Source organism: Comamonas trifloxystrobinivorans (assembly GCF_043359985.1).
Taxonomy (GTDB): Bacteria; Pseudomonadota; Gammaproteobacteria; order Burkholderiales; family Burkholderiaceae_C; genus Comamonas; species Comamonas trifloxystrobinivorans.
Map to the genome: position 1 here is coordinate 195,259 of NZ_JBHZGV010000005.1, position 23,962 is coordinate 219,220.

Below are 23,962 nucleotides of genomic sequence, written 5' to 3' on the forward strand. Positions count from 1 at the left end.
CCGTGCTGGACTGCGCGCCTTGCTGCGCGTCCGGCGTTGTAGCCATTACAACCAGGGAGGTGCCACTATGGCCAAACAAATCCGTATCGAACATGTCTACAAGGTGTTCGGCGATTCCCCCAAAGCCGCGCTGGAGCTGATCGCCCAGGGCGCCAGCAAAAAACAGGTGCTCGAGCAGACCGGCCAGTCGATCGGCGTGTTCGACGCCAATTTCACGATCGAAGCCGGCGAGATCTTTGTCGTCATGGGCCTATCGGGCTCGGGCAAATCCACGCTCGTGCGCATGCTCAACCGCCTGATCGAGCCCACCAGCGGCGCCATCGTGGTGGACGGGCAAGACATCAGCCTGCTCAGCGACCGCGCTCTGCGGGCCTTGCGCCGCAAGGACATCAGCATGGTCTTCCAATCGTTCGCGCTGATGCCGCACCTGACCGTGCTCGACAACACCGCCTTTGGCCTGGAGCTGGCCGGCGTAGGCCGCGCCGAGCGCCTGGCCGCTGCCGCAACCGCGCTGGAACAAGTGGGCCTGGCCGGCTGGGGTGCCAGCTACCCGGACGAGCTTTCCGGCGGCATGCAGCAGCGCGTGGGCCTGGCCCGGGCGCTGGCGGCCGACCCGTCGATTCTCTTGATGGACGAGGCCTTCTCCGCGCTCGACCCGATCATCCGCACCGAGATGCAGTCCGAGCTGCTGCGCCTGCAAGAGGTCAAACGCCGCACCATCGTCTTCATCTCGCACGACCTCGACGAAGCCATGCGCATTGGCGACCGCATCGCCATCATGAAAGACGGCCAGGTGCAGCAAGTAGGCACGCCCGACGATATTTTGCGCAACCCGGCCAACGACTACGTGCGCACCTTCATCCAGGGTGTGGACGCAGCGGCCGTGTTCAAGGCCGGTGACATTGCGCGCCGCGCCATCACCTTCGTCAAGGAAAACGATGTGCGTGGCTCACGCGCCGCGCTGCAACTACTGCACGACGAAGACCGCGACTTCGCCTATATCGTCTCGCCACGCCAGCAGTACCTGGGCACCGTATCGGCCGAATCGCTGCGCAACGCGCTGCACGGCCATGTGGGCCCGCTGGGCTTGCAGCACGCTTTTATCGACCAGGTAGAGCCGATTGCCGCGGACGCGCCCGTGGCCGACCTCTTTGGCCAGCTCGCGCAAGCGCCCTGCCCGCTGCCGGTGGTCAAGCCCAATGGCCAGTTTGCCGGCGTCATCAGCAAAAACACCTTGCTGCGCTTTCTTGACCGCGACACACCACCGGTGCCCCCTACCGACCCGGCCGTGATCGCCGCCATGACCACACAAGCCGCCGCCCAGAACCAACCGAACAACAACGAGAACAGGACCGCCGCATGAGTACCACCAGCAACCCGACCAGCACCGTCATCGCCCAGAACAGCGCCGAGGCTGACCCGTGGGCAGACACCGCCGCCAGCAGCAACGTCGACGCCGCTGCACCATGGACCAGCAGCTCCACCGCCATTGACACCAGCGCTGCACAAGCGAGTGCAGCCCCCGTACCGGTCAGTGACGACCCGTGGGTCGCTGTGGGCAATGTCTCCGGCAACACCGATTGGCTGGGCGGCCCCGATGCCGTCGCCAACGCCGCCCAAGCGCTGGACCCGGCCGCCGCCACGCATGCCATGGCACAAGCCCAACAAGCGCACGACAGCGGTTTTCAGCTGCAGCAACTGTGGGATGGCACGCTGCCCGTGCAAGACTGGATCAACAGCGGCCTGAGCTGGGTGGTCACCCATTTCCGCCCCTTCTTCCAGACCGTGCGCGCGCCGATTGACGGCACGCTCACCGGCGTGGAACACCTGCTCACCGCCGTGCCCATGCTGGCCATGGTGGTGCTGCTCGCCCTCATCGCCTGGCAATTTGCTGGCGGCGTCCTGGCCATTGGGGCCGTGGTGTCGCTGCTGGTCATCGGCATGCTCGGCATCTGGCACGAAGCCATGGTCACGCTGTCGCTGGTGCTGACCTCGCTGGTCTTCTGCATTGTCATCGGCCTGCCGCTGGGCATCTTGCTGGCCAGCAGCGAGCGGGCGCAGAAAATCTTCCGCCCGGTGCTCGACGCCATGCAAACCACGCCGGCCTTCGTCTACCTGGTGCCCGTGGTGATGCTGTTCGGCATTGGCAATGTGCCCGGTGTGGTGGTGACCATCGTGTTTGCGCTGCCGCCGCTGGTTCGATTGACGAACCTCGGCATCCGCCAGGTGCGCCCCGATCTGGTCGAAGCCAGCCGCGCTTACGGTGCTTCGCCCCTGCAACTGCTGTGGAAAGTGCAGCTGCCGCTGGCCATGCCCTCCATCATGGCCGGCATCAACCAGGCGCTGATGCTGTCGCTGTCGATGGTGGTGATCGCCTCGATGATCGCCGTGGGCGGCCTGGGCCAGATGGTGTTGCGCGGCATTGGCCGCCTCGACATGGGCCTGGCCACCGTGGGCGGCCTGGGCATCGTGCTGCTGGCCATTCTGCTCGACCGCATCACCCAAGCCATGGGCCAGCCACGCCGCGGTGTGCGCCACTGGTGGCAAACCGGCCCGGTCGGCATGCTCAGCCGCGCTCTGCAACGCCCTGCCGCACCCGTTTCCGCCAAAGCAACCGAGCCAACGGCGGACAAAGCCGCCGACCAGGCCAAGGCCGCCTCTACCGGCAACGCAGGCCAAGTGGCGGAAGTGGCTGGCGCGCACTAAAGCGCCTGCCAGTCACGCTTCAGGGCGCTCTGCCGCCCTGCATAAACAACCGCTGCCAGCGCAGCAACCAGCCACTGCGCTGGCAGCCAAACAACAAGGAGTTCCCCATGTCCCCATCCACCACCAGCGCCGCACCTCGGCGCCTGGCCCAACACCTGCTGGCTGCCGGCGTACTCGCCATCGCATCAGTTGCAGCGCTTGCCACGGCCAGCCAGGCGCATGCACAAGATCTGCCCGGCAAAGGCGTGCAGGTTCAGCCCTTGCAAAGCTCGATCGCAGAAGAAACCTTCCAGACCTTGCTGGTCAGCAAAGCACTGCAAAAGCTGGGCTACAACGTGCAGCCGATCCGCGAGGTGGAATACGCAACCGCCCACGTCGCCATTGCCAACGGCGATGCCACCTTCATGGCCGACCACTGGGACCCGCTGCACGCCGACTTCTACAAAAACGCCGGCGGTGCCAGCAAGCTTTACCGCGAAGGCGAATACTCGACCAGCGCCGTGCAAGGCTATCTGATCGACAAGAAAACCGCCGATGCGCACCAGATCACCAACATCGAGCAGCTCAAAGACCCGAAGATTGCCGCGCTCTTCGACACCAATGGCGACGGCAAGGCCGATCTCACCGGCTGCACGCCGGGCTGGGGTTGCGAAGCCGCCATTGAGCACCAGCTCTCGGCCTACCAACTGCGCGACACGGTCACCCACGTCACCGGCACCTACGCCGCACTGATGGCCGACACCATCACCCGCTACAAAGCCGGCAAGCCCATCCTCTACTACACCTGGACGCCGTACTGGGTGAGCGCCGAGCTGCGCCCCGGCCGCGACGTGGTCTGGCTGCAAGTGCCCTTCACCGCCCTGCCCGGCGACCAGGCCGACACCCAAACCGCGCTGCCCAATGGCAAGAACTACGGCTTTCCGCTGAACACGCAAAAAATCGTGGCCAACAAAGCCTTCACCGACGCCAACCCGGCTGCCGCCAAGCTGTTCGCCACCATGAAGCTGCCGGTGGCCGACATCAACGCGCAAAACCTGGCCATGAAAGACGGCCAGAACAAGCCGGCCGACATTGAACGCCACACCGACGGCTGGATCAAGGCGCACCAGGCACTGTTCGACGGCTGGATCGAGCAAGCCAAAGCCGCCGCCACTGCGGCCAAAGCCCCATAAAACTGGACGCCTCCACGGCGCTCGGCAACAGCCGATGCGCCGTTTTATTTCATTCCCCCAAAAGAGACAACACCATGCAACAAAACCCACTCCGCCTCAGCCTGCAACCGCTGCGCCGCGCCCTGCTTTGCAGCGCAGCCATTGCCGCCTTCAGCTTCAGCCATGCCGTGCCCGCACAAGAGCTGCCCGGCAAAGGCGTGCAAGCGCTGCCGCTGCTGGGCACGGTGGACGAGGAAATGTTCCAGACCCTGATCGTGGTGCGAGCGCTCGAAAAGCTCGGCTACCAGGTGCAAGCGCCCAAGCCGCTGGAAAACGGCACCGAGCACGTGGTGGTAGCCAATGGCGACGCCACCTTCATGGCCAACCACTGGTTGCCGCTGCACCAAAGCTTTTACGACCGCAACGGCGGCGCCAAAGCTTTCTACCGCGCCGGCACCTTCTCCACCAACGCAGCGCAAGGCTATCTGATCGACAAGGCCACGGCCGACAAGTACCAGATCACCGACATCATGCAGCTCAAAGATCCGAAGATCGCCGCGCTGTTTGACAGCGATGGCGACGGCAAGGCCGACCTCACCGGCTGCAACCCCGGCTGGGGCTGCGAGCTGGCCATCAACAAACACCTCAAAGGCCTGGGGCTGGAAGCGAGCATCAACCACCGTCAAGGCAACTACGCCGCGCTGATGGCCGACACCATTGCCCGCTACCAGGCCGGCAAGCCGGTGCTCTACTACGTGTGGACGCCGTACTGGGTGAACGGCGTGCTCAAGCCCGGCAAAGACGTGGTCTGGCTGCAAGTGCCCAACATCCCCGGCGCCACCGGCGACGACGACACGCGCCTGCCCAACGGCAAAAACTACGGCTTCAAGGTGAACACGCAATACATCCTGGCCAACAAAAAATGGGCCGAAGCCAACCCGGCCGCTGCCCATCTGTTTGCGAACATGCGCGTACCGATCGAAGACATCACCGCGCAAAACCTGCTCATGCGCAACGGCGAAAACAAACAGGCCGACATCGAACGCCACGTAGCCAGCTGGATCCAGGCGCACCAGGCCCAGTTTGACGGCTGGGTGAAGGATGCGGCAGCCGCCGCCAAGCCCTGAGCGAGGCTGAGCCAGCCACGAACCAGATGGCGCCAGTCAGGAAAAAACCAGGCCTGCGGTGGGCCTGGGAGCGGAGAAATTACAATGCGCTCCCGTTTTTTCCCGACTCGCCATGTCTCACCCCTGCCTGTCTTGCGGCGCCTGCTGCGCGAGCTTTCGCGTTGATTTCTCGGTCTACGAATCCGAGGCCCAAGGTGGCAGAGTACCCGCTGGCCTGGCCGAAGCAATCAACGACCACACCTGCCGCATGCGCGGCACCGACTACGCCCGCCCGCGCTGCGCCGCGCTCACCGGCACCGTAGGTGAAAAAGCGGCTTGCGGCATCTACGAATGGCGCCCATCGCCATGCCGAGAGTTTGCCGCCGGCAGCGAAGCCTGCAATAAAGCCAGAGCCAGGCACGGCCTGGCAGAACTGGAAAGCGGCCTGTACTAGGCCGCTTTTTTATTCGTCATGAATTTCCGCTGGAGTGCAGGCTTGATGACGAAGCAGGCTTCGCAAGCATCGCCAACCGCGCAGTAGCAACAAGCTGCCTCCCGAGCACCGCCGCGCCCGGCAAAAATCTACAACGCCGCTATCCTCACCACCGGCGCCGAAGCCGTCTCCACGCTGATCCGCAGTGGCAAAAACTGCTGAATCACTGCGATATTCGTGCGCAGATGCTGCGTCACTTCGCTGCAGCTGAAAGCCGCTCGCTCGCCGCTTTGCCATACGGCCAAAGCCAGCAGCAGCACCAGTTGGTCGGCCAGGTGCGCGTCTACGGCGGCGTCGGGCTTTTTCTGGTAATCGCGCAATTCCTGGCACAGCCTGCGCGCTACGGCCTCCGAAGTCAGGCCATGCGCGCCCAGGCTGCTGAACAGCTCGGTGACATGCTCGTAGCGCAAGGTGGCGAGCAAGATATTGCCCGGCCCTTCGTCCTGCCGCACGGGTACCTGGTGCATGGCACTGCGATCCCAGGCGGTCAAACGCGCCAGCTCGTCCAGCTCGCGCACGGCCACGTTCTTGGGCACCGCTGCGCACACAGCCTCGGCATGCACTTGCAGCAACTCGCCACGCGCCAGCAGATCAAAAGGCTGCAAGCGCGCAGGCGCAGGGGCAATGCGCGCCAGCACTTCGCCGCCGCCCGCCGGGTAAAAACCAAAGCGGCGCAGCGTCAGATCCAGCTGCGCGCCCAGGCGTACCACCAGCGGCGCAAATGCACGCTCGACAAAGTGAACGCTCGGAGCCATCGGGTTGTGCGTGCCGCCCGACAGATGCACCCTGCTTTCGCCCGGAGCCAGCAGCAATGCGGGCAACACGGTTTGCAGCACCAGCATGGAGCTACCCGCGCCCGAGATGGGGAAGCGGTATTCGCCCGCCTGCAGCTTGCCGGGCACAAACTCCAGCTCGGTCGCGCCCACAGCCACTGCCGATATCTGCGCGTTGCTGATGGCTTGCGCTGCATGCACACAGGCCAAGTGCTGGCGCATCAGGCCGGGCTTGGGCCGCTTGGCGCGGATGTTGTGCACCGCCAAAGGCTTTTGCGTGATGACGGACAGCGCCAGCGCCGTGCGCAAAATCTGGCCGCCGCCTTCGCCTTGCGAGCCGTCTATTTCTACTTGCGACAGCTCGGCGGCTGTCTGGGTGTTCTCTAAGGTCATGGTCTCTATCTCTTGTTTCTTGTTGTTCTCTGTAGCATGAAGCCGCCAAACTAGCTCGGCACTCTCGGCCCCAATTGTTCCAGCACCGAGGCTTCGTCGTAAATACAGCCACTCAACATGGTGCGGGCCTCGTCGTCACTCATGCGCTCCCAAATCGAGGCAAAGTGCATATAGGCCTCGTTGCTAAAGGCCCAGGTTTGGAGCACTGCACCCAACCACTGGCAATCGTCACCAAACCCGCGCAACTGGCCTCCACAGCTATCCAATCTCGCCAGCAAAACACCAAACTGAACCGCAGCCCACGCACTATGGCAATGCTGCCAGCGCTGCAAAAACGGATGTATGGTCAACCCCGCCTTGGCAAACATGAGCAGCATCGATTCCGCATCCTCGTACCACAAGGGAAAATGCTGCTTGCTGGCCGGTTCAGCCTCCAACCACCATTGCCACAAGGCCAAGGCCCAGTGCTCAATCGCCTGCTTTTCTGACGGGCTGAGCAGTGCATGGTCAAAGCCCCCTAAACGCTGCAATGCGATCTCGGTGGAATGGCGCACCAAACCGGTATCGCCGTGCGATATCAGCTCAGCCACCTTGGGCAGGAAGTGCAGATACTCATCCGCATCTTGCTCCCGGTCGTGCGCTGCGTCCTGGTATTCGTAGATGTGCTTGGCCGTTAACGAGCGCAAATCCCAATCACACATCTCGCGCGCCAGTTTTTCATCCATACAGCAGTCCGTGCAAGCGTTCAACGGCCAAGTAGCGCGGCGCGTAGAACAGGCCTCGTACAGCGCGCGCACTGCCGCCACCACTTCGCTAGGAACGCCGGCCGGAAAAGTGCTGGCGTCCGGCAGATAGGTTTTCTCGCGTTTGCGCATCATCAGCTCCTTGTACTGCGTGGCTTGCTATAGCGCTTAGGCGTTGGCCGGTAACGTGTTCGCCGCACGGCACACGTGCTGCACACCAGGGCGCAGCTCCAGCTCACCATCCAAAATTCGGTGGATACGCGGCGCCCAGGATTTCTCCAGCTCCGTTTCTTCCAGCCGTTCAAAGGCAGCTTTGTCTTCAAACTGCATCCACCACCAGGCCAACGCTTGCGCCGCCAGGCAACGGATGGCAGGGTCGTTCGATGCCAATGCACGCGCTACCCGCTCACGCGCAGCACGATCGGGCCGCTCAAGCCACAAAGCACGCAAAGCGGTCATCTCGGGCGCATTGCAATGCGATTGCCGCCAAGCACGAAACTTGGCGTTGCAAGGACGGCAACGGTTGGCCACCGAATCCAGATGGGCTTGCGCTTGTTCGTACCACCACTTCTGGTCTCGGGCCGTCCACACACAATCGGCACCGCAGTCGCGGCAACGATAAACGCGGTCTTCGTAGTAACCACGGTGCCAGAAGCACGAACCGTTGAGCTGCGCCAAGCGCTCCATATCGGCCTTCAGCACACCGGCCGGCAGCAGCTTCAGTTTGGGTTTGGCCGCTTCACGCTGCGCTTCCTGGCGCTGCCAGCGGCGCAGCTTGATCTCGGACTTGCGTTGTTTATTGCTTTTCATCGCCCTTCTCCTTCGATATTCATTCTGGGGAGACAGGGCGAGCGCCCTGTCTTCTCTAGCCTTTCACACACACCACCTGTTTGAGCGTGTACACCACTTCCACCAGGTCGCTCTGCGCGGCCATCACGGCGTCGATGTCCTTGTAGGCCATCGGGATCTCGTCGATCACGTCGGCGTCCTTTCGGCATTCCACGCCTTCGGTGGCACGCACCTGGTCTTCCACGCTGAACAGCTTTTTCGCCTTGGTTCGGCTCATGGTTCGACCTGCGCCGTGGCTGCAGCTGTTGAAGCTGTCCGGGTTGCCTTTTCCGCGCACGATAAAGCTCTTGGCACCCATGCTTCCGGGGATGATTCCCAGCTCGCCAGCGCGTGCGCTCACCGCTCCCTTGCGGGTGACGAAAACCTCTTCACCAAAGTGCGTTTCGCGTTGCACATAGTTGTGGTGGCAGTTCACCGCTTCCAGGTGCGTCTCGAACGGTTTGGTGATCACTTTGCGCAGCGCGTTGATCACGCGGACCATCATCACCTCGCGGTTGGCGCGGGCGAATTTCTGCGCCCAACCGACCGCTTTCACGTAGTCGCCAAAGTAGGCAGCGCCTTCTTCGAAGTAAGCCAGATCCTTATCGGGCAGGTTGCGCTGGTGCAGTTCGGCATCCTTTTTGGCCAGCTCGATAAAGTGCGTACCAATGGCGTTACCCACACCGCGCGAACCCGAGTGCAGCATGATCCACACCGCCTGGTTTTCGTCCAGACACACCTCGATGAAGTGGTTACCGGTACCCAGGGTTCCCAGGTGCTTGTAGTTGTTGGTGTTCTTGATGCGCGGGTGCGCCTCGCAAATCTCGTCGAACTCTTGCACCAGCTGCGTCCAGGCCGCATCGGTTTCCTCGGGCGGCGTCTCCCAGCTGCCTTTGTCTCGGCCGTAGCGCTTGGGCGTCAGACCCACGGGCACGGCACGCTCGATGGCAGCGCGGATGGGCGCCAGGTTGTCGGGCAGATCGCTCGCGCTCAGCGTGGTTTTGCACGCCATCATTCCGCAACCCAGGTCCACACCCACCGCAGCCGGAATGATGGCCTTGATGGTGGGCACCACCGAGCCGATCGTGGCACCAATTCCCAGGTGCACATCGGGCATCACAGCCACGTGCTTGAACACCACAGGCAGGCGCGAGATGTTGGCCAGCTGGTTTTGCGCCTCGGGCTCCACCGGTACGCCCTGGGTCCACATCTTCACGGGCACGCCGTTGGGCACTTGCATTTCTTGGTATTGAGACATATTGACCTCTCTTTTTTTCTATCGTTGCTGCTGTGCAGCTTTAAGCGTTGCTGGAGATGAGTGCCCCGCTGCGACAAGGGTTTGGTGAAACATGGCCGGGGCTCTACCACTGAGCTACAGCGCTTTCGCAAGCGCTGGCGGGATTCGAACCCGCGACAACTGGATTAAATGTAGTTCCACCTGCATTCGCAGCAAGTCACCCAAAACTAGGCAAATCTATAAACCATCAAAGCTGCGCGACCAGGGTCTGCAAGACAGTGCCACACCGTTAGCCAAGGCTTGGCTTTTCGGCTGAGGAGTCGAACCCCCGGCGTTCCATGGAGTCCTGCAAGCATTCGCGCAAAACCATCAAAACCGATCCAGATGAATGCCCTGCTGCAACCAGGGATGGTGAAATCATTTCGCGCTCTATCCGACTGAGCTACAGCACTTTCGCAAGCGCTGGCAGGGTTGCTCGTGCTGCGCACTCGGCCTTCGGCCCGGAGCTCTCGCTCCGTCCAGTGCTGCTGTGCATCACTGAGCGAACCTGCGACCTCGAGCATTTCAAGCTGTAATTTCACCGGCATTTGCAGCAAGCCATTCAAACCTTTGTGATCTCTTTCAAAAAATACCTGCTGCTGGCGACCAGGGTTTGGTGTGACGGGACAGTTTGGAATGTAGTCACACCGGCATTCGCCAACAACAGATAAACCTCTCACGCTTTACTGGGCGGCGAGCACGATCTGCTCGATCTCACCTACCCAGTGCTCGGCGTCCAGCTTGCCGTCGGCAAAACGGGCCACCACATCGAACACCGCGTCGCTGAAGCCTCCGACATTCAGGATGTCAGCACGCTCTTGCGCCTGCGAGCTGGCATAAGGCTGGATGTCGATGCACACCAGCTTGGCTGCCGGGTTGCGCTGGCGGATACGAGCCCATTGCTTCATGGTCTCGGTCGCGCCGCTGCGCTTGCCATCGACCCAGGACTCGTTGTCCGAGACCAAGATCACCAGATCCACCTGCGCCTTCTCGTCCGCCAACTGCTTGAGCGGTGCGCTGCAGTTGGTACCGCCGCCACCAATGCTGGCCAGCTGCGCTGCATTGCTCAGCACCGAGTCGCGGCTGTTGAGCTTGAGTGCCACCACTTTTTGCTCAAAAGGCAGCACTCGCGCTTCGCGGTTCTTGCGCAGCACGGCGGCAGCCATCAGGCCCGCCACATCGATACAGCGCACGCTGCTCGTAGCACCGGCACGGTAGCCCGTGACCGAAGAGCTCATCGAGCCCGACACATCGGGGCACACCACCACGCGGCCTGCAAACACAGGCACGTTGGCCGTTGCGTGTTCCATGGCGTCTTGCAAGGCCTCGGTCACCACCGCTGGCACTTGCGCACCAGCCGCCTTGTAAGCCGCCAGCAACTGGTAGGGCATGGCGCGGGCCTTGGCCACCGCCTGCGCATCCTGCAGCTTGCGTTCCACCAGTTCGGCCATGCCAGGCAACGCGAACACACCATGCCGCGCAAAGGTGTTCAGGTTCTGGCGCACCATCTGCCAAGAGCCGTTGCGTGCAATCTGCGCCCATTGCTGGGCATTCAGGTTCAGCGCGGTCAGCATCTGGAAAGGCACCTCGGGCACCTGCTCCGGCACCAGGCCTTGGGCCACATCGCGTTTGAAGCTTTCAAACGCCAAGGTGATGGGCGGCAGCTTGGCCTCGTCGTGCGGCTTGCCGATCAACCAGGCAAACCAGGCGGCGCGCCATTCCTCTTGCGGCTTGGGGTGCACCATCTTCACCACATCGGCCAGCGAAGGCTGGTTGCCAATGGCGGCGTTGAGCAGCTGCTTTTCCGTCGCCGTCAGCAGCCACTGCTGCACCAGCTTCTTGGGGCGCGAGCCCAGCGATTTGCGGCCCATCGCACCGCTGCGCAGAATCTGCACAAAGTTGCGCAGCATCTTGCCGTTGTCCACCACACGGGGGAACACTTGCACCAGCAGCTCCACATCGCGCACCGCCAAGGCAGCGGCCAAAGTGGCAGGCATGTCCTTCATATAGCCACGCTCGCGGGCATAGACCGCCGTCTTGGCCACAAAGGGCGACTCCACCTTGGCCACCAGCTCGGCCACTTGGCCCAGCTGTTCTTCGGCGCTGGCGTAAAAGGTCTGACTCAGGCAGCCGGTCAGCGCCATTTGTGCCAGCTGGTGACGCGGGCCCAGGCTGTATGCCGCTGCGCCCTCGTGGTTGTGCTTATCGGCAGCGGGCAGCAAAGCGCCCTTGAGCGTTTGAAACAATTGCAGGTTGACCATGGTTGTTCTCTTTCTTGGCATTCAACCGGTTGCCCGGTGGGAAAGCAGAGTCCCTGCCCTGCTTCCCCCAACTCACGCCACACGGCGCTTGCCTATCTCTTTGCCAGAAGCGTGCCAACTTGACACCAACGGCGCACCAAGAACTTAAACCATTGATTTTTAATAAATTAAATTCTTCAATGTTATTCCCCAGCTCTAGAGCACCTCTTTATTTTTATCTTATTAGATAGCTCATTTAGAATTTGGAATCATGCCATTCAGCACGCGCCCTGCAGCAGCCCCGCAACCCATTACCGTCATCGGCTTTCTCGGCACCCAGCTCGACAGCGGGCGCGGCGCCGGCCGCTGGAGCAAATGGCGGCCATCGGTGGCCATCACCCAGCATGAAGACATGGTGGTGGCCCGCATGGAGCTGCTCTACACGCGCTCGCACGTTGATCTGGCGCGCCTGGTGAAAGCCGATATCGCCACCGTCAGCCCCGAGACCGAGGTGAACCTGGTGGAGCTGAGCATCCAGGACCCCTGGGATTTTCAGCAGGTCTACAGCGCGCTGTACGACTGGGCCAGCGCCTATCCGTTTGACAGCGAGGGCGCGCAATACTGGCTGAACATCACCACCGGCACCCACGTCGCGCAGATTTGCCTGTTTTTGCTGGCGGAGTCGCGCACCATGCCGGGCGTCATCTTGCAAGCCTCGCCGCCCAAGCGCCAGACCGATGGCGCCGCCGGCAACTACACGCTGATCGATCTGGATTTGTCGCGCTACGACGCCATCGCCACGCGCCACGCCCAAGCGCAACAAGACGGCGTGGCCTTTCTCAAAAGCCATATCGCCACGCGCAACCCGCGCTTCAACCGCTTGATCGAAGAGATCGAGCAAGTGGCAGGCCGCTCGCAAGCGCCAATGTTGCTGGTCGGCCCCACCGGCGCAGGCAAATCTTTTCTGGCGCGCCGCATGTACGAGCTGAAAAAAGCGCGCCACCAGGTGAGCGGCGCCTTTGTCGAGGTGAACTGCGCCACCTTGCGCGGCGACAGCGCAGCCAGCACTTTGTTTGGCCACAAGAAAGGCGCTTTCACCGGCGCCGCCACCGAGCGCGCCGGCCTGCTGCGCACGGCCGACCAGGGCGTGCTTTTTCTTGACGAGATCGGCGAGCTGGGTGCCGACGAACAAGCCATGCTGCTGATGGCGATTGAAGAAAAGCGCTTCTACCCCATGGGCTCGGACCGCGAGGTGACGAGCGATTTCCAGCTCATCGCCGGCACCAACCGCGATCTGCGGCTGGAGGTGAACGCCGGGCGCTTTCGCGAAGACCTGTTCGCCCGCATCAACCTCTGGACCTACAACCTGCCCGGCCTGGCACAGCGCGGCGAAGACATCGAGCCCAATATCGACCACCTGCTGGCCTTGCATGCGCAGCAGACGCACCGTGTCGAGCGCTTCAATGCCGAGGCGCGCAAACGCTATCTGCAGTTTGCGCAAAGCCCGGCTGCGCTGTGGACGGGCAATTTCCGCGATCTGCACGCCAGCGTGACGCGCCTGGCCACCTTATCCAACGGCGGCCGCATCACTGAAGACCAGGTCAACGCAGAAATCAGCCGCCTGGAATGGCTCTGGCAGCGCCCCGAAGACCTGCAGACACGGGCCAGCACCGGTGCTGAGCCGGCGCTGGAAGAGCTACTGCCCGCCGAGGAGCTGGCCGCCATCGACCTGTTCGACCAGCTGCAGCTCGCCTCCGTCATCCGCATCTGCCGCGCCAGCAGCAGCCTGTCAGACGCCGGCCGCCAGCTCTACCAGGCCTCGCGCGCGCAGCGCAGCGTGGTGAACGACGCCGACCGCCTGCGCAAATACCTGCACAAGTTCGGCCTCAGCTGGGAGCGCATCACGGGCTGAGTTCTCGCCAGCCCGCCGCCCCTGGCGCAGTAACCACGCACACTGCCACAGCACCGCTTTAGTCCGATACTTGGCGGTTTTTCTTTGCAGGGGATACGACAAATGGGTGACTTTGGCAGCATCCAGCGCCGCGAGAGCGGGCTGATGCAAAAGCTGTCGGCCGCGCAGATGACCATGATCGCCATCGGCGGCGCCATCGGCACGGGCCTGTTCATGGGCAGCGCTTTTGCCATTGGTTTTGCCGGCCCCAGTGTGCTGATCAGCTACGCGATTGGCGCGCTCATCGGCCTGCTGCTGATGGGGTGCCTCGCCGAGATGACGGTGGCCCACCCCACCAGCGGCTCGTTTGGCGCCTATGCCGAGCACTATCTGGGCCCGCTGGCCGGCTTTGTGGTGCGTTACGCCTATTGGGCGGCCGTGGTGCTGGCGGTGGGCATGGAAGTGACCGCCGTGGGCAAGTACATGAAGTACTGGTTTCCAGCCGTCGAGCAATGGATTTGGGTGGCACTGTTTTCGGTGGTGCTGGCCGCTGTCAACGCCACCAGCGTCAAGGCTTTTGGCCAGATGGAATATGTGTTCTCCATGGTCAAGGTGGTGGCCATCTGCGCCTTCATCCTGATCGGCGCTTACGTGGTGTTTGGCTCGCGCCCGGCCGGCGTGGGCTTTGCCAATTACACGGTCGATGGCGGCTTTTTCCCCAATGGCTGGTGGGGCACCTGGGTGGGCGTGATCGTGGCCATCTTCAGTTACCTGAACCTCGAATCCATTGCCATCGCCGCCGGCGAGGCCGAAAACCCACGCCAGGCCGTAACCTCGGCCTTCAAAACCACGGTCTTGCGCCTGGTGCTGTTCTACCTGCTGTCGCTGGCGCTGATGCTGGCCATCGTGCCCTGGAGCCACGCCAGCACCGACAAAAGCCCCTTCGTCAAGGTGATGGAGATTGTCGGCATTCCCGGCGCGGCAGGCGCGCTCAATTTTGTGGTGCTGGTGGCCAGCCTCTCAGCCATGAACGCGCAGCTCTACGTGACCTCGCGCATGATGTTCAGCCTCTCACGCGGCGGCTACGCGCCCGCAGCGCTGGGCAGGGTGAATGCGCGTGGCGTGCCCATGGGAGCGATTGCCGTGTCTTGCCTGGGCATGGCGGTGGCCATGGTGGTGAACGCGCTCAAACCTGAGGAATCGCTGGCGCTGATGATGTCGATCGCCATGTTCGGCGCCATGTTTGCCTGGTTCATGATTTTCGTCACCCACCTACGCTTTCGCCCGCGCTGGCAGCGCGAGCACCCCGGCGAGCGCTTGCAGTTCCGCATGTGGGGCTTTCCAGTGTTCACGCTGCTGGGCGCAGCGCTGATGCTGGCCGTCATCGTCACCACCTACTTCACCGATGTGTTCCACATGACCGCCCTGGTGGGCGTGCCCATGCTGCTGGTGCTGGCAGCGGCCTACCAGTTCTGGTACCGCCAGCGCGCCGCTTCGGCCAGCAACAACCAGGCTTGAGCATGGTGCGCAGCGCCGGGCTCAGGCCTGGCGCTGCGCCGGTGCCACACGCATCAGCAGCAAAGCCGCAAACGCGCTCAGTGCCAAGCCGGACGACAACCACAGCGCCCCGCTGCCCCAGCGCCCCACGGCCATGCCAAACAGAAAGGGCGAGCCCGCCTGCACAATGCGCGCCGGCACCATGAGCCAGCCCTGGCGCTGACCGTAGCCCTGGGCACCAAACACTTTGAGCGGCAAGGTGCCAATGGCGATGGTGAGAATGCCATTACCGAGCCCGTGCAAAACCGCAAACACGCTGATGGCCGGCGCACCCAACAAGCCCAGGCACAGTGCTGCCAACGGATGCGCCAGAATCGCCAACCGCGCTGATAGCAAGGGATGTGCGTTTTTCAGCAAGCTGTACTCCAGCACCCGGCCCGCCACTTGCGCCGGCCCCACCAGCGCAGCAGCAGCAATGGCGGCCGCCAGCGCTGCACCGCTGCTTTGCAGAATTTGCGGCAAGTGCGCAGCCATGGCGGTGCTGATGAACCACGAAGCCGCGAACACATAGGCCATCAACCAGGCGATGTGGCGCAGCCGGGCGCTGTCTGCCTGCCTGGCGGCTGGCGCCACATCGGCCGCTGGCGCTGCTTCCGGCTCTGCAGGCCGCTCTTGCCGGGCACCCGCCAAAGCCGCATTCAAAGGCAGCGCCAGCAACAAATGCAAAGCCGCCCACACCATGCAGACCACACGCCAGCCGTATTGGCTGTCCAGATAGCTCGACAAAGGCCAGCCCACGGTGCTGGCAAAGCCGGCAAACAGCGTGATGCCGGTGATGGCCGGGCGCGCATTCTGCCCATACAAATGCACCACCGTGGCAAACGCGGCCTCGTACAAGCCGCTGCCCATGGCCACACCCATCAAGGCCCAGCCCAGGTAAACATGCCAGATCTGCGTGGCCTGGCTCAACACCAGCAACCCGGCAGCGAACACCAGGTTGCTGACCATGAGCACGGGCCGGCCGCCGTAGCGGTCTATGCAACGGCCCGCCACCGGCCCGGCTGCTGCGGCCACCAGCAAGGCCAGCGAGAAAGCACCAAACACCAGCGAATACGAGCCGCCCAGCGCCGCACTGATGGGCCGCGCCAACACAGCCGGCAAGTAATAAGACGACGCCCAGGCCAAAGTCTGGGCAATGCCCAGCATGATGGTGACGTGCGTTCGGTTCAAGGCCATGGTTTGGCAACCATGCTAGCGGTGTTTTCCGGCCAACTGCCGCCAGCGCAGCCACCGTTGTACAAAACGCGACAAAGCTCGGCACGCCCGCCGGACGCTCGCAGGCCACCGCGCTGCTGCTACATTGCTTGCCTATGCCAAACACGCCCCACAAAGAGCCCCGCATCTGGGATATTTCGCCGCCGGTTTACGAAGGCATGCCGGTTTTCCCTGGCGACACGCCTTACCAGCAGCAATGGGCCGCCACCATTGGACCAGGCTGCCCGGTGAACGTGGCCAGCATCACCAGCACGCCGCACGCGGGCGCGCATGCCGATGCACCTTTGCACTACGCGCCCGGTGGCGCTGCCATTGGCCAGGTGGATTTGTCGCCCTACCTCGGGCGCTGCCGCGTGATCCATGCCATCGCCTGCGGGCCGCTGATCGAGTGGCAGCACCTGGAGCACGCCATCAGCGCCGATCTGCCCGAGCGCGTGCTGGTGCGCACCTACCAGCGCATGCCGCAACACCAGTGGGACGCCGCGCTGACCGGCTACGCCGCTGCTACCGTGGAGCGCCTGGCCGCGCTGGGCGTGCGCCTGATCGGAATCGACACTGCCAGCATCGACCCGGCTGACAGCAAAGCGCTGCCCAGCCACCAGACCATTCGCCAGCACGACATGCGCGTGCTGGAAAACCTGGTGCTCGACGAAGTGGCCGAGGGCGACTACGAGCTGATCGCGCTGCCGCTGAAACTGGTGCAGGCCGATGCCTCGCCCGTGCGCGCCATTCTGCGCAGCTTGTAAACAGCCAAGCCGTACAATCGCCCGCATTCCAAACCCATAATTTGATAGCTGCTGGCGCTTGATGGCTCAACGCTGGCGCGCTGTTTCACCGAAAGAGACTGGCCATGACCACCTTGGAAGCCTGCCGCGAAGTCGATCTGCAAGAACCGCTGGCGCCGCTGCGCGACTGGTTCGATCTGCCCGCCGGCGTGATCTACCTCGACGGCAATTCGCTCGGCCCGCTGCCCAAGGCCACCGCCGCCCGCGTAGCCGATGTGGTGCAGCGCGAATGGGGCCAAGGCCTGATCCGCAGCTGGAACGAGGCCGGCTGGATCGACCTGCCGCAGCGCCTGGGCGACCAGTTTGCGCCCTGGATCGGCGCCCGCGCGGGCGAAGTGGTGTTCACCGACACCACCTCGGTCAACCTGTACAAGGTGCTGAGCGCAGCCATCCGCCTGTCGCAGCAAGAGTTCTCCGACCCGGCCCCGCGCACCAAGGTCATCAGCGAACGCAGCAACTTCCCTACCGATCTGTACATTGCCGAATCGCTGTGCAAGCAATACGGCCTGGATCTGGTGCTGATCGAGCCCGAAGAGCTGCCCGCTTGCCTGAACACCGACGTAGCCGTGCTGCTGCTCAGCCACGTGAACTACCGCACCGGCCACATGCACGACATGGCGCAGGTCACCCGCGACGCGCATGCCCAGGGCATTTTGACGATCTGGGATCTGTGCCACGCCGCCGGTGCCGTGCCGGTGGACCTGAACGGTGCCAACGCCGATTACGCGGTGGGCTGCAGCTACAAATACCTCAACGGCGGACCGGGCGCGCCCGCTTTTGTCTGGGTCAATGCGCGCCACACCGACAAGTTCTGGCAGCCGCTGTCGGGCTGGTTCGGCCATGCCGAGCAGTTTGCTTTCACCAGCGATTACCAGCCCGCCGCCGGCATTCGCCGCTACATGTGCGGCACGCAACCGATGATCGCCTTGTCCGCCCTGCAATGCGGGCTGGACGTGTACACCGAGGCCGAGAAATACGGCGGCATGGTCTCGCTGCGTCGCAAATCGGTGGCGCTGACCGACCTGTTCATTGAACTGGTGGAGCAGCGCTGCGCCGGTTACGGCCTGGGCCTGGCCACACCGCGTGATATTTTTGCGCGCGGCTCGCAAGTCTGCCTGACACGCGACGAAGGCATGGGCGTCGACGGCGTGGGCAGCGGTGCCTACGCCATCATGCAAGCGCTCATCGCCCGCGGCGTGATCGGCGACTTCCGCAAAGGCGACGGCGGCCAAGGCCCGCACAAAGACATTCTGCGCTTTGGCTTTACCCCGCTCTACACCCGCTTCGAAGACGTCTGGAACGCCGTCGAACACCTGCGCCAGGTGCTGGAATCGGGTGAATGGAAAAAGCCCGAGTTCAACCGCATCAACGCCGTGACCTGATGCCCGAACGCATCGCCATTCTTGACTTTGAAACCACCGGCATGAGCCCGGCGCAAGGCGCGCGGGCGGCCGAGGTGGGGATTGTGGTGGTGGAAGGCGGGCGCATTGTCGACCGCTACCAAAGCCTGATGAACGCAGGCCAGCGCATGCCCAGCTTCATCACCCAGCTGACGGGAATCACCTCTGCCATGCTGCAGTCAGCACCGCCCGCTGAAGTGGTGATGCGCGAGGCCGCCCGCTTTGTGGGCAGCGCGCCGCTGGTGGCACACAATGCATCGTTCGACAGCAAGTTCTGGCTCGACGAGTTGCAGCGTGCCGGCTGTGCACCTGCGCAAAGCATGGACAGCCTGTTTGCCTGCACGGTGCTGCTCTCGCGCCGGCTCTACCCCGAGGCGCCCAGCCATTCGCTGGGCAAGATCGTGCGCCACCTGCAATTGCCACCCGCAGACAAAGCCCACCGCGCCTTGGCCGATGCCGAGATGACCGCCCATTTGCTGCTGCGCATGCAGGCCGATCTGCGCGACCGCTGGTTTATCAGCAACCCGGCGCACAGCCTGCTGCACGGCTTGCAGCGCTGCCAGAAAAAGCACTTGCCGCGCTGGCTGCAAGAGGCTGCTCAGCAGTAAAAGAGCTGCACCCCTAGATCAACCCAAACTCGCCCCACGCGCAAGCTCAGCGCATGAGCAGCGCCGCTATGGCAACTGGCCAAGTGACTGCGGCCGCACGGCTTTGCGGCATTCCTTGGCCATGGTTGCCCAGTCGGTGCCAATCTGCACGCCATCGGATTCGGCCAGCAAAGTGACGTTGCCGCACACCACGGGAAAATCGCGTGCAGCCACCGTCTCGCGCTGGTGCACGCGGTAATAGCGCTGCAGATACTCTTGCGCCTTCAGCGACTGTTGCGCATGCGTGTTCATGTAGTCGGCATACTCTTTGTACACCGGCTGACTCATCTGCCATTCGCGCCAATAGCGAAAACCAAAAAGCAGCGCCAGCACCACCGCTGCATAGCCCGCACCGAGCAGCCAGCGCTTGTGGTTGCGCGCGGCTGCTCCATTCTTTGCTTGCTCATTCACATCCATAGCTCGGATGCTAATACGTCTTGGCCGACAGGCTGGCCCACAGGTGTGCAGCCACCAGGGCGCGCCAAGGCTGAAAGGCAGAGAGCCACTGCTCGGCCTCGGCTTGCGAGACGCTGGGCAGCTCCAGCAAGCGGGCCAGTGCGTTGCGCACCGCCACATCGCCGTGCAAACTGCCATCGAGCCAGCCAAAGCCGCGCAGCAAGGCGTAATGCACCGTCCACGGGCCAATGCCTTTGATGGCGAGCAACGCCGCTTCTATCGCCTTGGCATCGTCGGGCTGCAAGGGCTGTTGCGCCCACTGCTCCAGCGGCAAATCGCCGGCCAGCACAGCCGCACAAACGCGCTCCAAGGTGGCGATCTTGCTGACCGAGAAACCGGCGGCGCGCAGCTGCTCGGGCGTCAGCGCGGCCAGCGCAGCGGCATCCGGGTGGCACAGCATGCCGCTGCTGTGCTGCAAGTTGGCCGCTTCGATCAGACGGCGGCGCAAGGCAATCGCAGCGGCCACGCTGATCTGCTGGCCGGTGATGGCCCAAACCAAGGCTTCAAACGGTGTGCTGCTAGCGGGCACGCGCAGGCCCGCTTGGCTTTGTAAAAGTTTGCCCAGCACCGGGTGCTTGGCATGCTGTTGCTCGAACTGCTCCACGCCTTCGCTCAGGCCCAGCATGCGCACCAGCATGGCCTGCAAAGCCTGCTGCGCTTGCTCCGAAACATCGGCGCCCGGCTCCAGCGCCAGGCTGGCCCAGGCCTCACTCGGTTGCAGCTGCAGTTGCAGCAGCGCTGGTTGGCCCTGCCAGCTCAGACCTTTGGTGATCGTGAAATCTTCTACCTTTTCGGCGCGTTGCTGCGCGTCGCGCGCGTGCAGCGCCAACACGTCCTGCGGCCGAAAGCGGGCAGGCAGCGCAATGTGCGTAGTCAGAACCAGGGACATGGTGGGGCGCAGACGGAGATGGTTATTTTTTGGGCAGTCAGCCTTGCACTATAGAGGAAGATAGCAAGCTGCTTTTGTCAAAAATATTTTGATAGCTATCAGCGCCAACCAAGCAAGGGATTTCAAGTATTGCGGTGCTACAAAGCGTCGTGAAACACCACACCCAGCGTATGGCGAGCACCACGCAATACGGTCGATACGCCATGCCGGTGCTGCACCCGGTAACTGCCGCGCGCACCTTGCACAGGCCGCTCGCGCACGGTGATGATGACCGCATCGCCTTGCTGCAGCTGCAACACCTGCACCCGCGACTGCATGCGCGGGCGCTGCTCGGTCAGCACCAGCTCACCGCCGTCAAAATCTTGCCCCGGCTGCGAGAGCAAAACCACCACTTGCAGCGGGAAAACCAGCTCGCCATACAGATCCTGGTGCAGGCAGTTGTAATCGCCCGCGCCATAGCGCAGCAACAAGGGCGTGGGCCGCCATTGGCCGGCTGCATGGCATTGCGCCAGCAAGCCGCTGTGCTTGGTCGGCCAAGGCAGGGCATCGGGTTGCAACACAAGGCGCCATTGCTCGGCCAGCGGCTGCAAGCGGGCGTACAAGCCCGTGCGCAAATGCTGCAACGTAGGCGGCAGCGGGTAGGCAAAGTACTGGTATTCGCCTTGGCCAAAAGCGTGGCGCTGCATGATGATGCGGCTGCGAAAGCGCTCTGGCTCGTCGTACTGCGCGGCCAGTTGCACACATTGCCCTGCACTCAGCAAGCCCGGCAAACGGCCCCAACCTTGTTGTTGCACCTGGGCCAAGACCTCCGGCCAGGCGTAGCCGTCCAAGCGCTTTTGCACCGTGCTGGCTTCGGCAGAATCAGTTAACACTGCGCTTTGTTTGGGGCTTGCCGGCCGCTGGTTCGGCGGGCTGGTTTCCAGGGCCAGAGGCAGCTCGGTCTGCAAGCTCTCACGCATGCTGCGCCACCCGCTGTGCATGCGGTGCCAGCTCTGCCTCGTGCTGCAACAAGGCGCGTTTGCGCTCTACACCCCAGCGGTAGCCAGAGATAGCGCCATCGCTGCGCACCACCCGGTGGCAGGGAATAGCCACTGCCAGCGCATTGGCGGCGCACGCGCCCGCCACGGCGCGGCTGGCTTGCGGCTTACCCAGCTTGTGCGCCAGCTCCGAGTAACTTACCGTGCTGCCCACCGGAATGCGCTGCAGCGCCTGCCACACCTGTTGCTGGAAGGCGGTGCCGCGCACGTCCAGAGGCAAAGCGAGGCCCCGCGTGGGCTCATCAACAAAGCCGATGACTTGCGCCATCCACTGCTCAAAACTGCGCTCGCCGCCTACCAGCTCGGCTTGCGGAAAGCGCTCTTGCAGGTCTTGCACCAGCGCATTGGCGTCGTCGCCCAGCAAGATGGCGCAAATGCCCTGGCTCGTGGCGGCCACCAAAATCGGGCCCAGGCTGCACTCGCCCACGCCAAAGCGAATCTGCAAGGCCGCGCCACCCTGGCGGTATTGGCGCGGCGTCATGCCCAGTACGGCATGGCTGTCGCGGTAAAGCTGGCCGCTGCTGGCGAAGCCGGCATCGAAAATCGCGTCGATAACGCGCGGCGCCTCGCCCTGGTCGTCCAAGGCGGTTTGCAAGCGGCTGCGGCGTTGCGCCTTGGCGTAGGCCTTGGGCGAAACACCGACTGCCGCCTTGAAGACGCGCTGCAGATAAAACGGGCTCATGCCTGCGCGCTCGGCCAGCTCGGCGAGGCTGGGCTCTTCTTCGGCCGTGGCTATCCACTGGCACAAATCGGCCACCAGTTCGGCATGTGAAGGCGCAGCCTGCGCCGTGGGCGTGCAGCGCTTGCATGCGCGAAAACCTGCTGCTTGCGCCTGCGCGGCGGTGCTGAAGAACTGCACGTTTTCAGGCTTGGGCTGGCGCGAGCTGCAAGACGGGCGGCAGAACACGCCCGTGCTGCGCACCGCGTAAAAAAACTGGCCGTCGGCGCCGCGATCGCGCTGCTGCACCGCTGCCCAGCGCGGGTCGGATTCGGTGGCGCGGGCTGCTTGCGCGGCCTTGGCTGTCTTGGCTGTCTGGCCGGCCGGTGCGGCAGTGGAAACTGGCGATTTCATCGAGAGGCTCCTGGGTACAATCGGTGGCCCTACTGTAGGCAGCGGCCCCGGCTTGCGCAGTTCAAATCTTGCGCTGCAATTGGGCCGCCCGCGCCCACTCTACACCGATCCAGCCCCATGCCCGATACCCCACAACGCCCCGAATCCATCGTCCACGAGGAGCGCGCCCAGCTCGATTTCAGCCGCGACATGAGCTATGGCGACTACCTGCACCTGGACCAGATTCTGAGCGCCCAGCACCCGCTGTCGCCCGCGCACGACGAAATGCTGTTCATCGTGCAACACCAGACCAGCGAGCTGTGGATGAAGCTGATGCTGCACGAGCTGAACGCCGCCATCAGCGCACTGGCCAACCCGCAGGCCAACACCAAGCCCGAAGCTTTCAAAATGCTGGCGCGGGTGTCGCGCATCATGGAGCAACTGGTCAACGCCTGGACCGTGCTGTCCACCATGACCCCGCCCGAGTACACCGCCATGCGCCCTTACCTGGCCAACTCCAGCGGTTTCCAGAGCGCGCAATACCGCTGCATCGAGTTCTCGTTGGGCAACAAGAACGCGGCCATGCTCAAGCCCCATGCCCACCGCGCCGATCTGCTGGCCCAGGTGCAGGCCGCCTACGAATCTCCTTCGCTTTACGACGTGGCCTTGCAACTGCTCGCCCGCGAAGGCATTGCCGTGCCCGCCGACCGCCTGCAACGCGACTGGACCCAGCCCTACGAGGCCAGCGAGGGCGTAAAGCAAGCCTGGATCACCGTCTACCGCGATCCGCACCAGTACTGGGATCTGTACCAGCTGGGCGAAAAGCTGGCCGATATCGAAGACGCCTTCCGCCTGTGGCGCTTCCGCCACCTGACCACGGTCGAGCGCGTGATCGGCTTCAAGCGCGGCACCGGCGGAACAGGCGGCGTGAGCTACCTGAAGAAGATGCTGGATGTGGTGCTGTTCCCGGAAATCTGGAGCCTGCGAACGGAACTCTAACCCCCCTGAGACGCTGCGCGCCTTCCCCCCAGGGGGGCGTGCGGGCTCCCGACGGCATCTTCGCTGCGGGGCCGCCCTTGCTCGTTGCCACTTGGCTGGGCCGTGCTTGGGCGTGGAGAGTGAGTCGTTTTAGCTTTGGTTGGGAGCCGCTTCGCTTCCCCGTGGTGGGGTTGGGACACTGAACCATTTTGCCTTTGCCGGAGCCCAGTGGAGGAATTCAGTCCAGGTACAGACCAGCGGAATACCCGATTGACAGCGTGCCGCAAGCGACAGACTGGTCTGCGCGCAAGACAGCTCTCGCCTATAGTACGAATGTGCACTTGCAG

21 protein-coding genes are annotated in these 23,962 nt (G+C 63.3%); 11 read left to right on the forward strand and 10 right to left on the reverse strand.

Features of this window, described 5'->3' with window-relative positions; all coding sequences use genetic code 11:
• Positions 1-67: 67 nt before the first annotated feature.
• The 5 genes from proV to ACFIQF_RS07320 all read left to right on the forward strand — a co-directional run bounded on the left by proV (position 68) and on the right by ACFIQF_RS07320 (position 5,417).
• Positions 68-1,363, forward strand: a complete 1,296-nt coding sequence (proV, locus tag ACFIQF_RS07300; protein ID WP_393941526.1) for a glycine betaine/L-proline ABC transporter ATP-binding protein ProV — start codon at positions 68-70, stop codon at positions 1,361-1,363.
• Positions 1,360-2,706: a glycine betaine/L-proline ABC transporter permease ProW gene (gene proW / locus ACFIQF_RS07305; RefSeq protein ID WP_393941527.1), complete on the forward strand. Its 1,347-nt coding sequence runs from the start codon at positions 1,360-1,362 to the stop codon at positions 2,704-2,706. The genes proV and proW overlap by 4 nt, the downstream gene beginning before the upstream one ends.
• A 107-nt stretch (positions 2,707-2,813) precedes the next feature.
• Positions 2,814-3,878, forward strand: a complete 1,065-nt coding sequence (proX, locus tag ACFIQF_RS07310; RefSeq protein ID WP_393941529.1) for a glycine betaine/L-proline ABC transporter substrate-binding protein ProX — start codon at positions 2,814-2,816, stop codon at positions 3,876-3,878.
• Positions 3,879-3,952: 74 nt separating this feature from the next.
• Positions 3,953-4,984 carry a glycine betaine/L-proline ABC transporter substrate-binding protein ProX gene (gene proX / locus ACFIQF_RS07315; RefSeq protein WP_393941531.1) on the forward strand — a complete coding sequence of 344 codons (1,032 nt, stop codon included), beginning with the start codon at positions 3,953-3,955 and terminating at the stop codon, positions 4,982-4,984.
• Between the two features lie 112 nt (positions 4,985-5,096).
• Positions 5,097-5,417, forward strand: coding sequence for a YkgJ family cysteine cluster protein (locus ACFIQF_RS07320; RefSeq protein ID WP_393941533.1), 321 nt, complete (start codon positions 5,097-5,099; stop codon positions 5,415-5,417).
• Between the two features lie 128 nt (positions 5,418-5,545).
• Here the strand turns inward: ACFIQF_RS07320 and rtcA are convergent, their stop codons facing one another.
• From rtcA to ACFIQF_RS07345, 5 genes are all read right to left on the reverse strand, one after another.
• Positions 5,546-6,622, reverse strand: a complete 1,077-nt coding sequence (gene rtcA / locus ACFIQF_RS07325; protein WP_393941535.1) for an RNA 3'-terminal phosphate cyclase — start codon at positions 6,620-6,622, stop codon at positions 5,546-5,548.
• Positions 6,623-6,672: 50 nt separating this feature from the next.
• The gene (locus ACFIQF_RS07330) at positions 6,673-7,500 is read right to left on the reverse strand and encodes a hypothetical protein (RefSeq protein WP_393941537.1); all 828 of its coding nucleotides are present in this window, start codon (positions 7,498-7,500) and stop codon (positions 6,673-6,675) included.
• A gap of 33 nt (positions 7,501-7,533) precedes the next feature.
• Positions 7,534-8,175, reverse strand: coding sequence for a zinc-ribbon domain containing protein (locus ACFIQF_RS07335; RefSeq protein ID WP_393941539.1), 642 nt, complete (start codon positions 8,173-8,175; stop codon positions 7,534-7,536).
• A 55-nt stretch (positions 8,176-8,230) separates the two neighbouring features.
• Positions 8,231-9,451: an RtcB family protein gene (locus ACFIQF_RS07340; RefSeq protein ID WP_393941541.1), complete on the reverse strand. Its 1,221-nt coding sequence runs from the start codon at positions 9,449-9,451 to the stop codon at positions 8,231-8,233.
• A gap of 701 nt (positions 9,452-10,152) precedes the next feature.
• The gene (locus ACFIQF_RS07345) at positions 10,153-11,730 is read right to left on the reverse strand and encodes a vWA domain-containing protein (RefSeq protein WP_393941543.1); all 1,578 of its coding nucleotides are present in this window, start codon (positions 11,728-11,730) and stop codon (positions 10,153-10,155) included.
• Between the two features lie 250 nt (positions 11,731-11,980).
• Here ACFIQF_RS07345 and rtcR point away from each other — a divergent pair, with 250 nt between their 5' ends.
• The gene (gene rtcR / locus ACFIQF_RS07350; RefSeq protein ID WP_393941545.1) at positions 11,981-13,621 is read left to right on the forward strand and encodes an RNA repair transcriptional activator RtcR; all 1,641 of its coding nucleotides are present in this window, start codon (positions 11,981-11,983) and stop codon (positions 13,619-13,621) included.
• A 102-nt stretch (positions 13,622-13,723) separates the two neighbouring features.
• Positions 13,724-15,118: an amino acid permease gene (locus ACFIQF_RS07355; RefSeq protein WP_393941547.1), complete on the forward strand. Its 1,395-nt coding sequence runs from the start codon at positions 13,724-13,726 to the stop codon at positions 15,116-15,118.
• 21 nt (positions 15,119-15,139) lie between these two features.
• Here ACFIQF_RS07355 and ACFIQF_RS07360 read toward each other — a convergent pair whose 3' ends face one another.
• The gene (locus tag ACFIQF_RS07360; RefSeq protein WP_393941549.1) at positions 15,140-16,333 is read right to left on the reverse strand and encodes an MFS transporter; all 1,194 of its coding nucleotides are present in this window, start codon (positions 16,331-16,333) and stop codon (positions 15,140-15,142) included.
• 134 nt (positions 16,334-16,467) lie between these two features.
• Here ACFIQF_RS07360 and kynB point away from each other — a divergent pair, with 134 nt between their 5' ends.
• From kynB to ACFIQF_RS07375, 3 genes are all read left to right on the forward strand, one after another.
• A complete protein-coding gene (kynB, locus tag ACFIQF_RS07365; RefSeq protein WP_393941551.1) occupies positions 16,468-17,118 on the forward strand; it encodes an arylformamidase in 651 nt (216 codons plus the stop codon).
• Between the two features lie 104 nt (positions 17,119-17,222).
• Positions 17,223-18,539 (forward strand): kynureninase, encoded by a 1,317-nt coding sequence (gene kynU / locus ACFIQF_RS07370; RefSeq protein WP_393941553.1) that lies wholly within the window; start codon positions 17,223-17,225, stop codon positions 18,537-18,539.
• Positions 18,539-19,165 carry a 3'-5' exonuclease gene (locus ACFIQF_RS07375; RefSeq protein ID WP_393941555.1) on the forward strand — a complete coding sequence of 209 codons (627 nt, stop codon included), beginning with the start codon at positions 18,539-18,541 and terminating at the stop codon, positions 19,163-19,165. Before kynU ends, ACFIQF_RS07375 begins: the two co-directional genes overlap by 1 nt.
• A gap of 66 nt (positions 19,166-19,231) precedes the next feature.
• Here the strand turns inward: ACFIQF_RS07375 and ACFIQF_RS07380 are convergent, their stop codons facing one another.
• The 4 genes from ACFIQF_RS07380 to ada all read right to left on the reverse strand — a co-directional run bounded on the left by ACFIQF_RS07380 (position 19,232) and on the right by ada (position 22,658).
• Complete coding sequence (locus ACFIQF_RS07380; RefSeq protein WP_393941557.1) at positions 19,232-19,615, reverse strand: hypothetical protein; 384 nt, start codon at positions 19,613-19,615, stop codon at positions 19,232-19,234.
• A 16-nt stretch (positions 19,616-19,631) separates the two neighbouring features.
• Positions 19,632-20,549 (reverse strand): DNA-3-methyladenine glycosylase family protein, encoded by a 918-nt coding sequence (locus ACFIQF_RS07385; protein WP_393941559.1) that lies wholly within the window; start codon positions 20,547-20,549, stop codon positions 19,632-19,634.
• A 137-nt stretch (positions 20,550-20,686) separates the two neighbouring features.
• Positions 20,687-21,421, reverse strand: coding sequence for a 2OG-Fe(II) oxygenase (locus tag ACFIQF_RS07390; RefSeq protein WP_393941560.1), 735 nt, complete (start codon positions 21,419-21,421; stop codon positions 20,687-20,689).
• A gap of 79 nt (positions 21,422-21,500) precedes the next feature.
• Positions 21,501-22,658: a bifunctional DNA-binding transcriptional regulator/O6-methylguanine-DNA methyltransferase Ada gene (gene ada, locus ACFIQF_RS07395; protein WP_393941562.1), complete on the reverse strand. Its 1,158-nt coding sequence runs from the start codon at positions 22,656-22,658 to the stop codon at positions 21,501-21,503.
• 117 nt (positions 22,659-22,775) lie between these two features.
• Here ada and kynA point away from each other — a divergent pair, with 117 nt between their 5' ends.
• Positions 22,776-23,636 (forward strand): tryptophan 2,3-dioxygenase, encoded by an 861-nt coding sequence (gene kynA, locus ACFIQF_RS07400; RefSeq protein WP_393941564.1) that lies wholly within the window; start codon positions 22,776-22,778, stop codon positions 23,634-23,636.
• Positions 23,637-23,962 lie beyond the last annotated feature (326 nt).

Excerpts from the sequence above, each read along its gene's own strand:
- ACFIQF_RS07320 (WP_393941533.1), top strand. The coding sequence starts at position 5,097 with ATGTCTCACCCCTGCCTGTCTTGCGGCGCCTGCTGCGCGAGCTTTCGC.
- ACFIQF_RS07355 (WP_393941547.1), top strand. The coding sequence starts at position 13,724 with ATGGGTGACTTTGGCAGCATCCAGCGCCGCGAGAGCGGGCTGATGCAA.
- proX (WP_393941531.1), top strand. The coding sequence starts at position 3,953 with ATGCAACAAAACCCACTCCGCCTCAGCCTGCAACCGCTGCGCCGCGCC.
- ACFIQF_RS07335 (WP_393941539.1), bottom strand. The coding sequence starts at position 8,175 with ATGAAAAGCAATAAACAACGCAAGTCCGAGATCAAGCTGCGCCGCTGG.
- kynA (WP_393941564.1), top strand. The coding sequence starts at position 22,776 with ATGCCCGATACCCCACAACGCCCCGAATCCATCGTCCACGAGGAGCGC.
- kynU (WP_393941553.1), top strand. The coding sequence starts at position 17,223 with ATGACCACCTTGGAAGCCTGCCGCGAAGTCGATCTGCAAGAACCGCTG.
- proW (WP_393941527.1), top strand. The coding sequence starts at position 1,360 with ATGAGTACCACCAGCAACCCGACCAGCACCGTCATCGCCCAGAACAGC.
- ACFIQF_RS07385 (WP_393941559.1), bottom strand. The coding sequence starts at position 20,549 with ATGTCCCTGGTTCTGACTACGCACATTGCGCTGCCTGCCCGCTTTCGG.
- proX (WP_393941529.1), top strand. The coding sequence starts at position 2,814 with ATGTCCCCATCCACCACCAGCGCCGCACCTCGGCGCCTGGCCCAACAC.
- ada (WP_393941562.1), bottom strand. The coding sequence starts at position 22,658 with ATGAAATCGCCAGTTTCCACTGCCGCACCGGCCGGCCAGACAGCCAAG.
- kynB (WP_393941551.1), top strand. The coding sequence starts at position 16,468 with ATGCCAAACACGCCCCACAAAGAGCCCCGCATCTGGGATATTTCGCCG.
- ACFIQF_RS07330 (WP_393941537.1), bottom strand. The coding sequence starts at position 7,500 with ATGATGCGCAAACGCGAGAAAACCTATCTGCCGGACGCCAGCACTTTT.
- ACFIQF_RS07375 (WP_393941555.1), top strand. The coding sequence starts at position 18,539 with ATGCCCGAACGCATCGCCATTCTTGACTTTGAAACCACCGGCATGAGC.
- rtcA (WP_393941535.1), bottom strand. The coding sequence starts at position 6,622 with ATGACCTTAGAGAACACCCAGACAGCCGCCGAGCTGTCGCAAGTAGAA.
- ACFIQF_RS07340 (WP_393941541.1), bottom strand. The coding sequence starts at position 9,451 with ATGTCTCAATACCAAGAAATGCAAGTGCCCAACGGCGTGCCCGTGAAG.
- ACFIQF_RS07345 (WP_393941543.1), bottom strand. The coding sequence starts at position 11,730 with ATGGTCAACCTGCAATTGTTTCAAACGCTCAAGGGCGCTTTGCTGCCC.
- rtcR (WP_393941545.1), top strand. The coding sequence starts at position 11,981 with ATGCCATTCAGCACGCGCCCTGCAGCAGCCCCGCAACCCATTACCGTC.
- proV (WP_393941526.1), top strand. The coding sequence starts at position 68 with ATGGCCAAACAAATCCGTATCGAACATGTCTACAAGGTGTTCGGCGAT.
- ACFIQF_RS07360 (WP_393941549.1), bottom strand. The coding sequence starts at position 16,333 with ATGGCCTTGAACCGAACGCACGTCACCATCATGCTGGGCATTGCCCAG.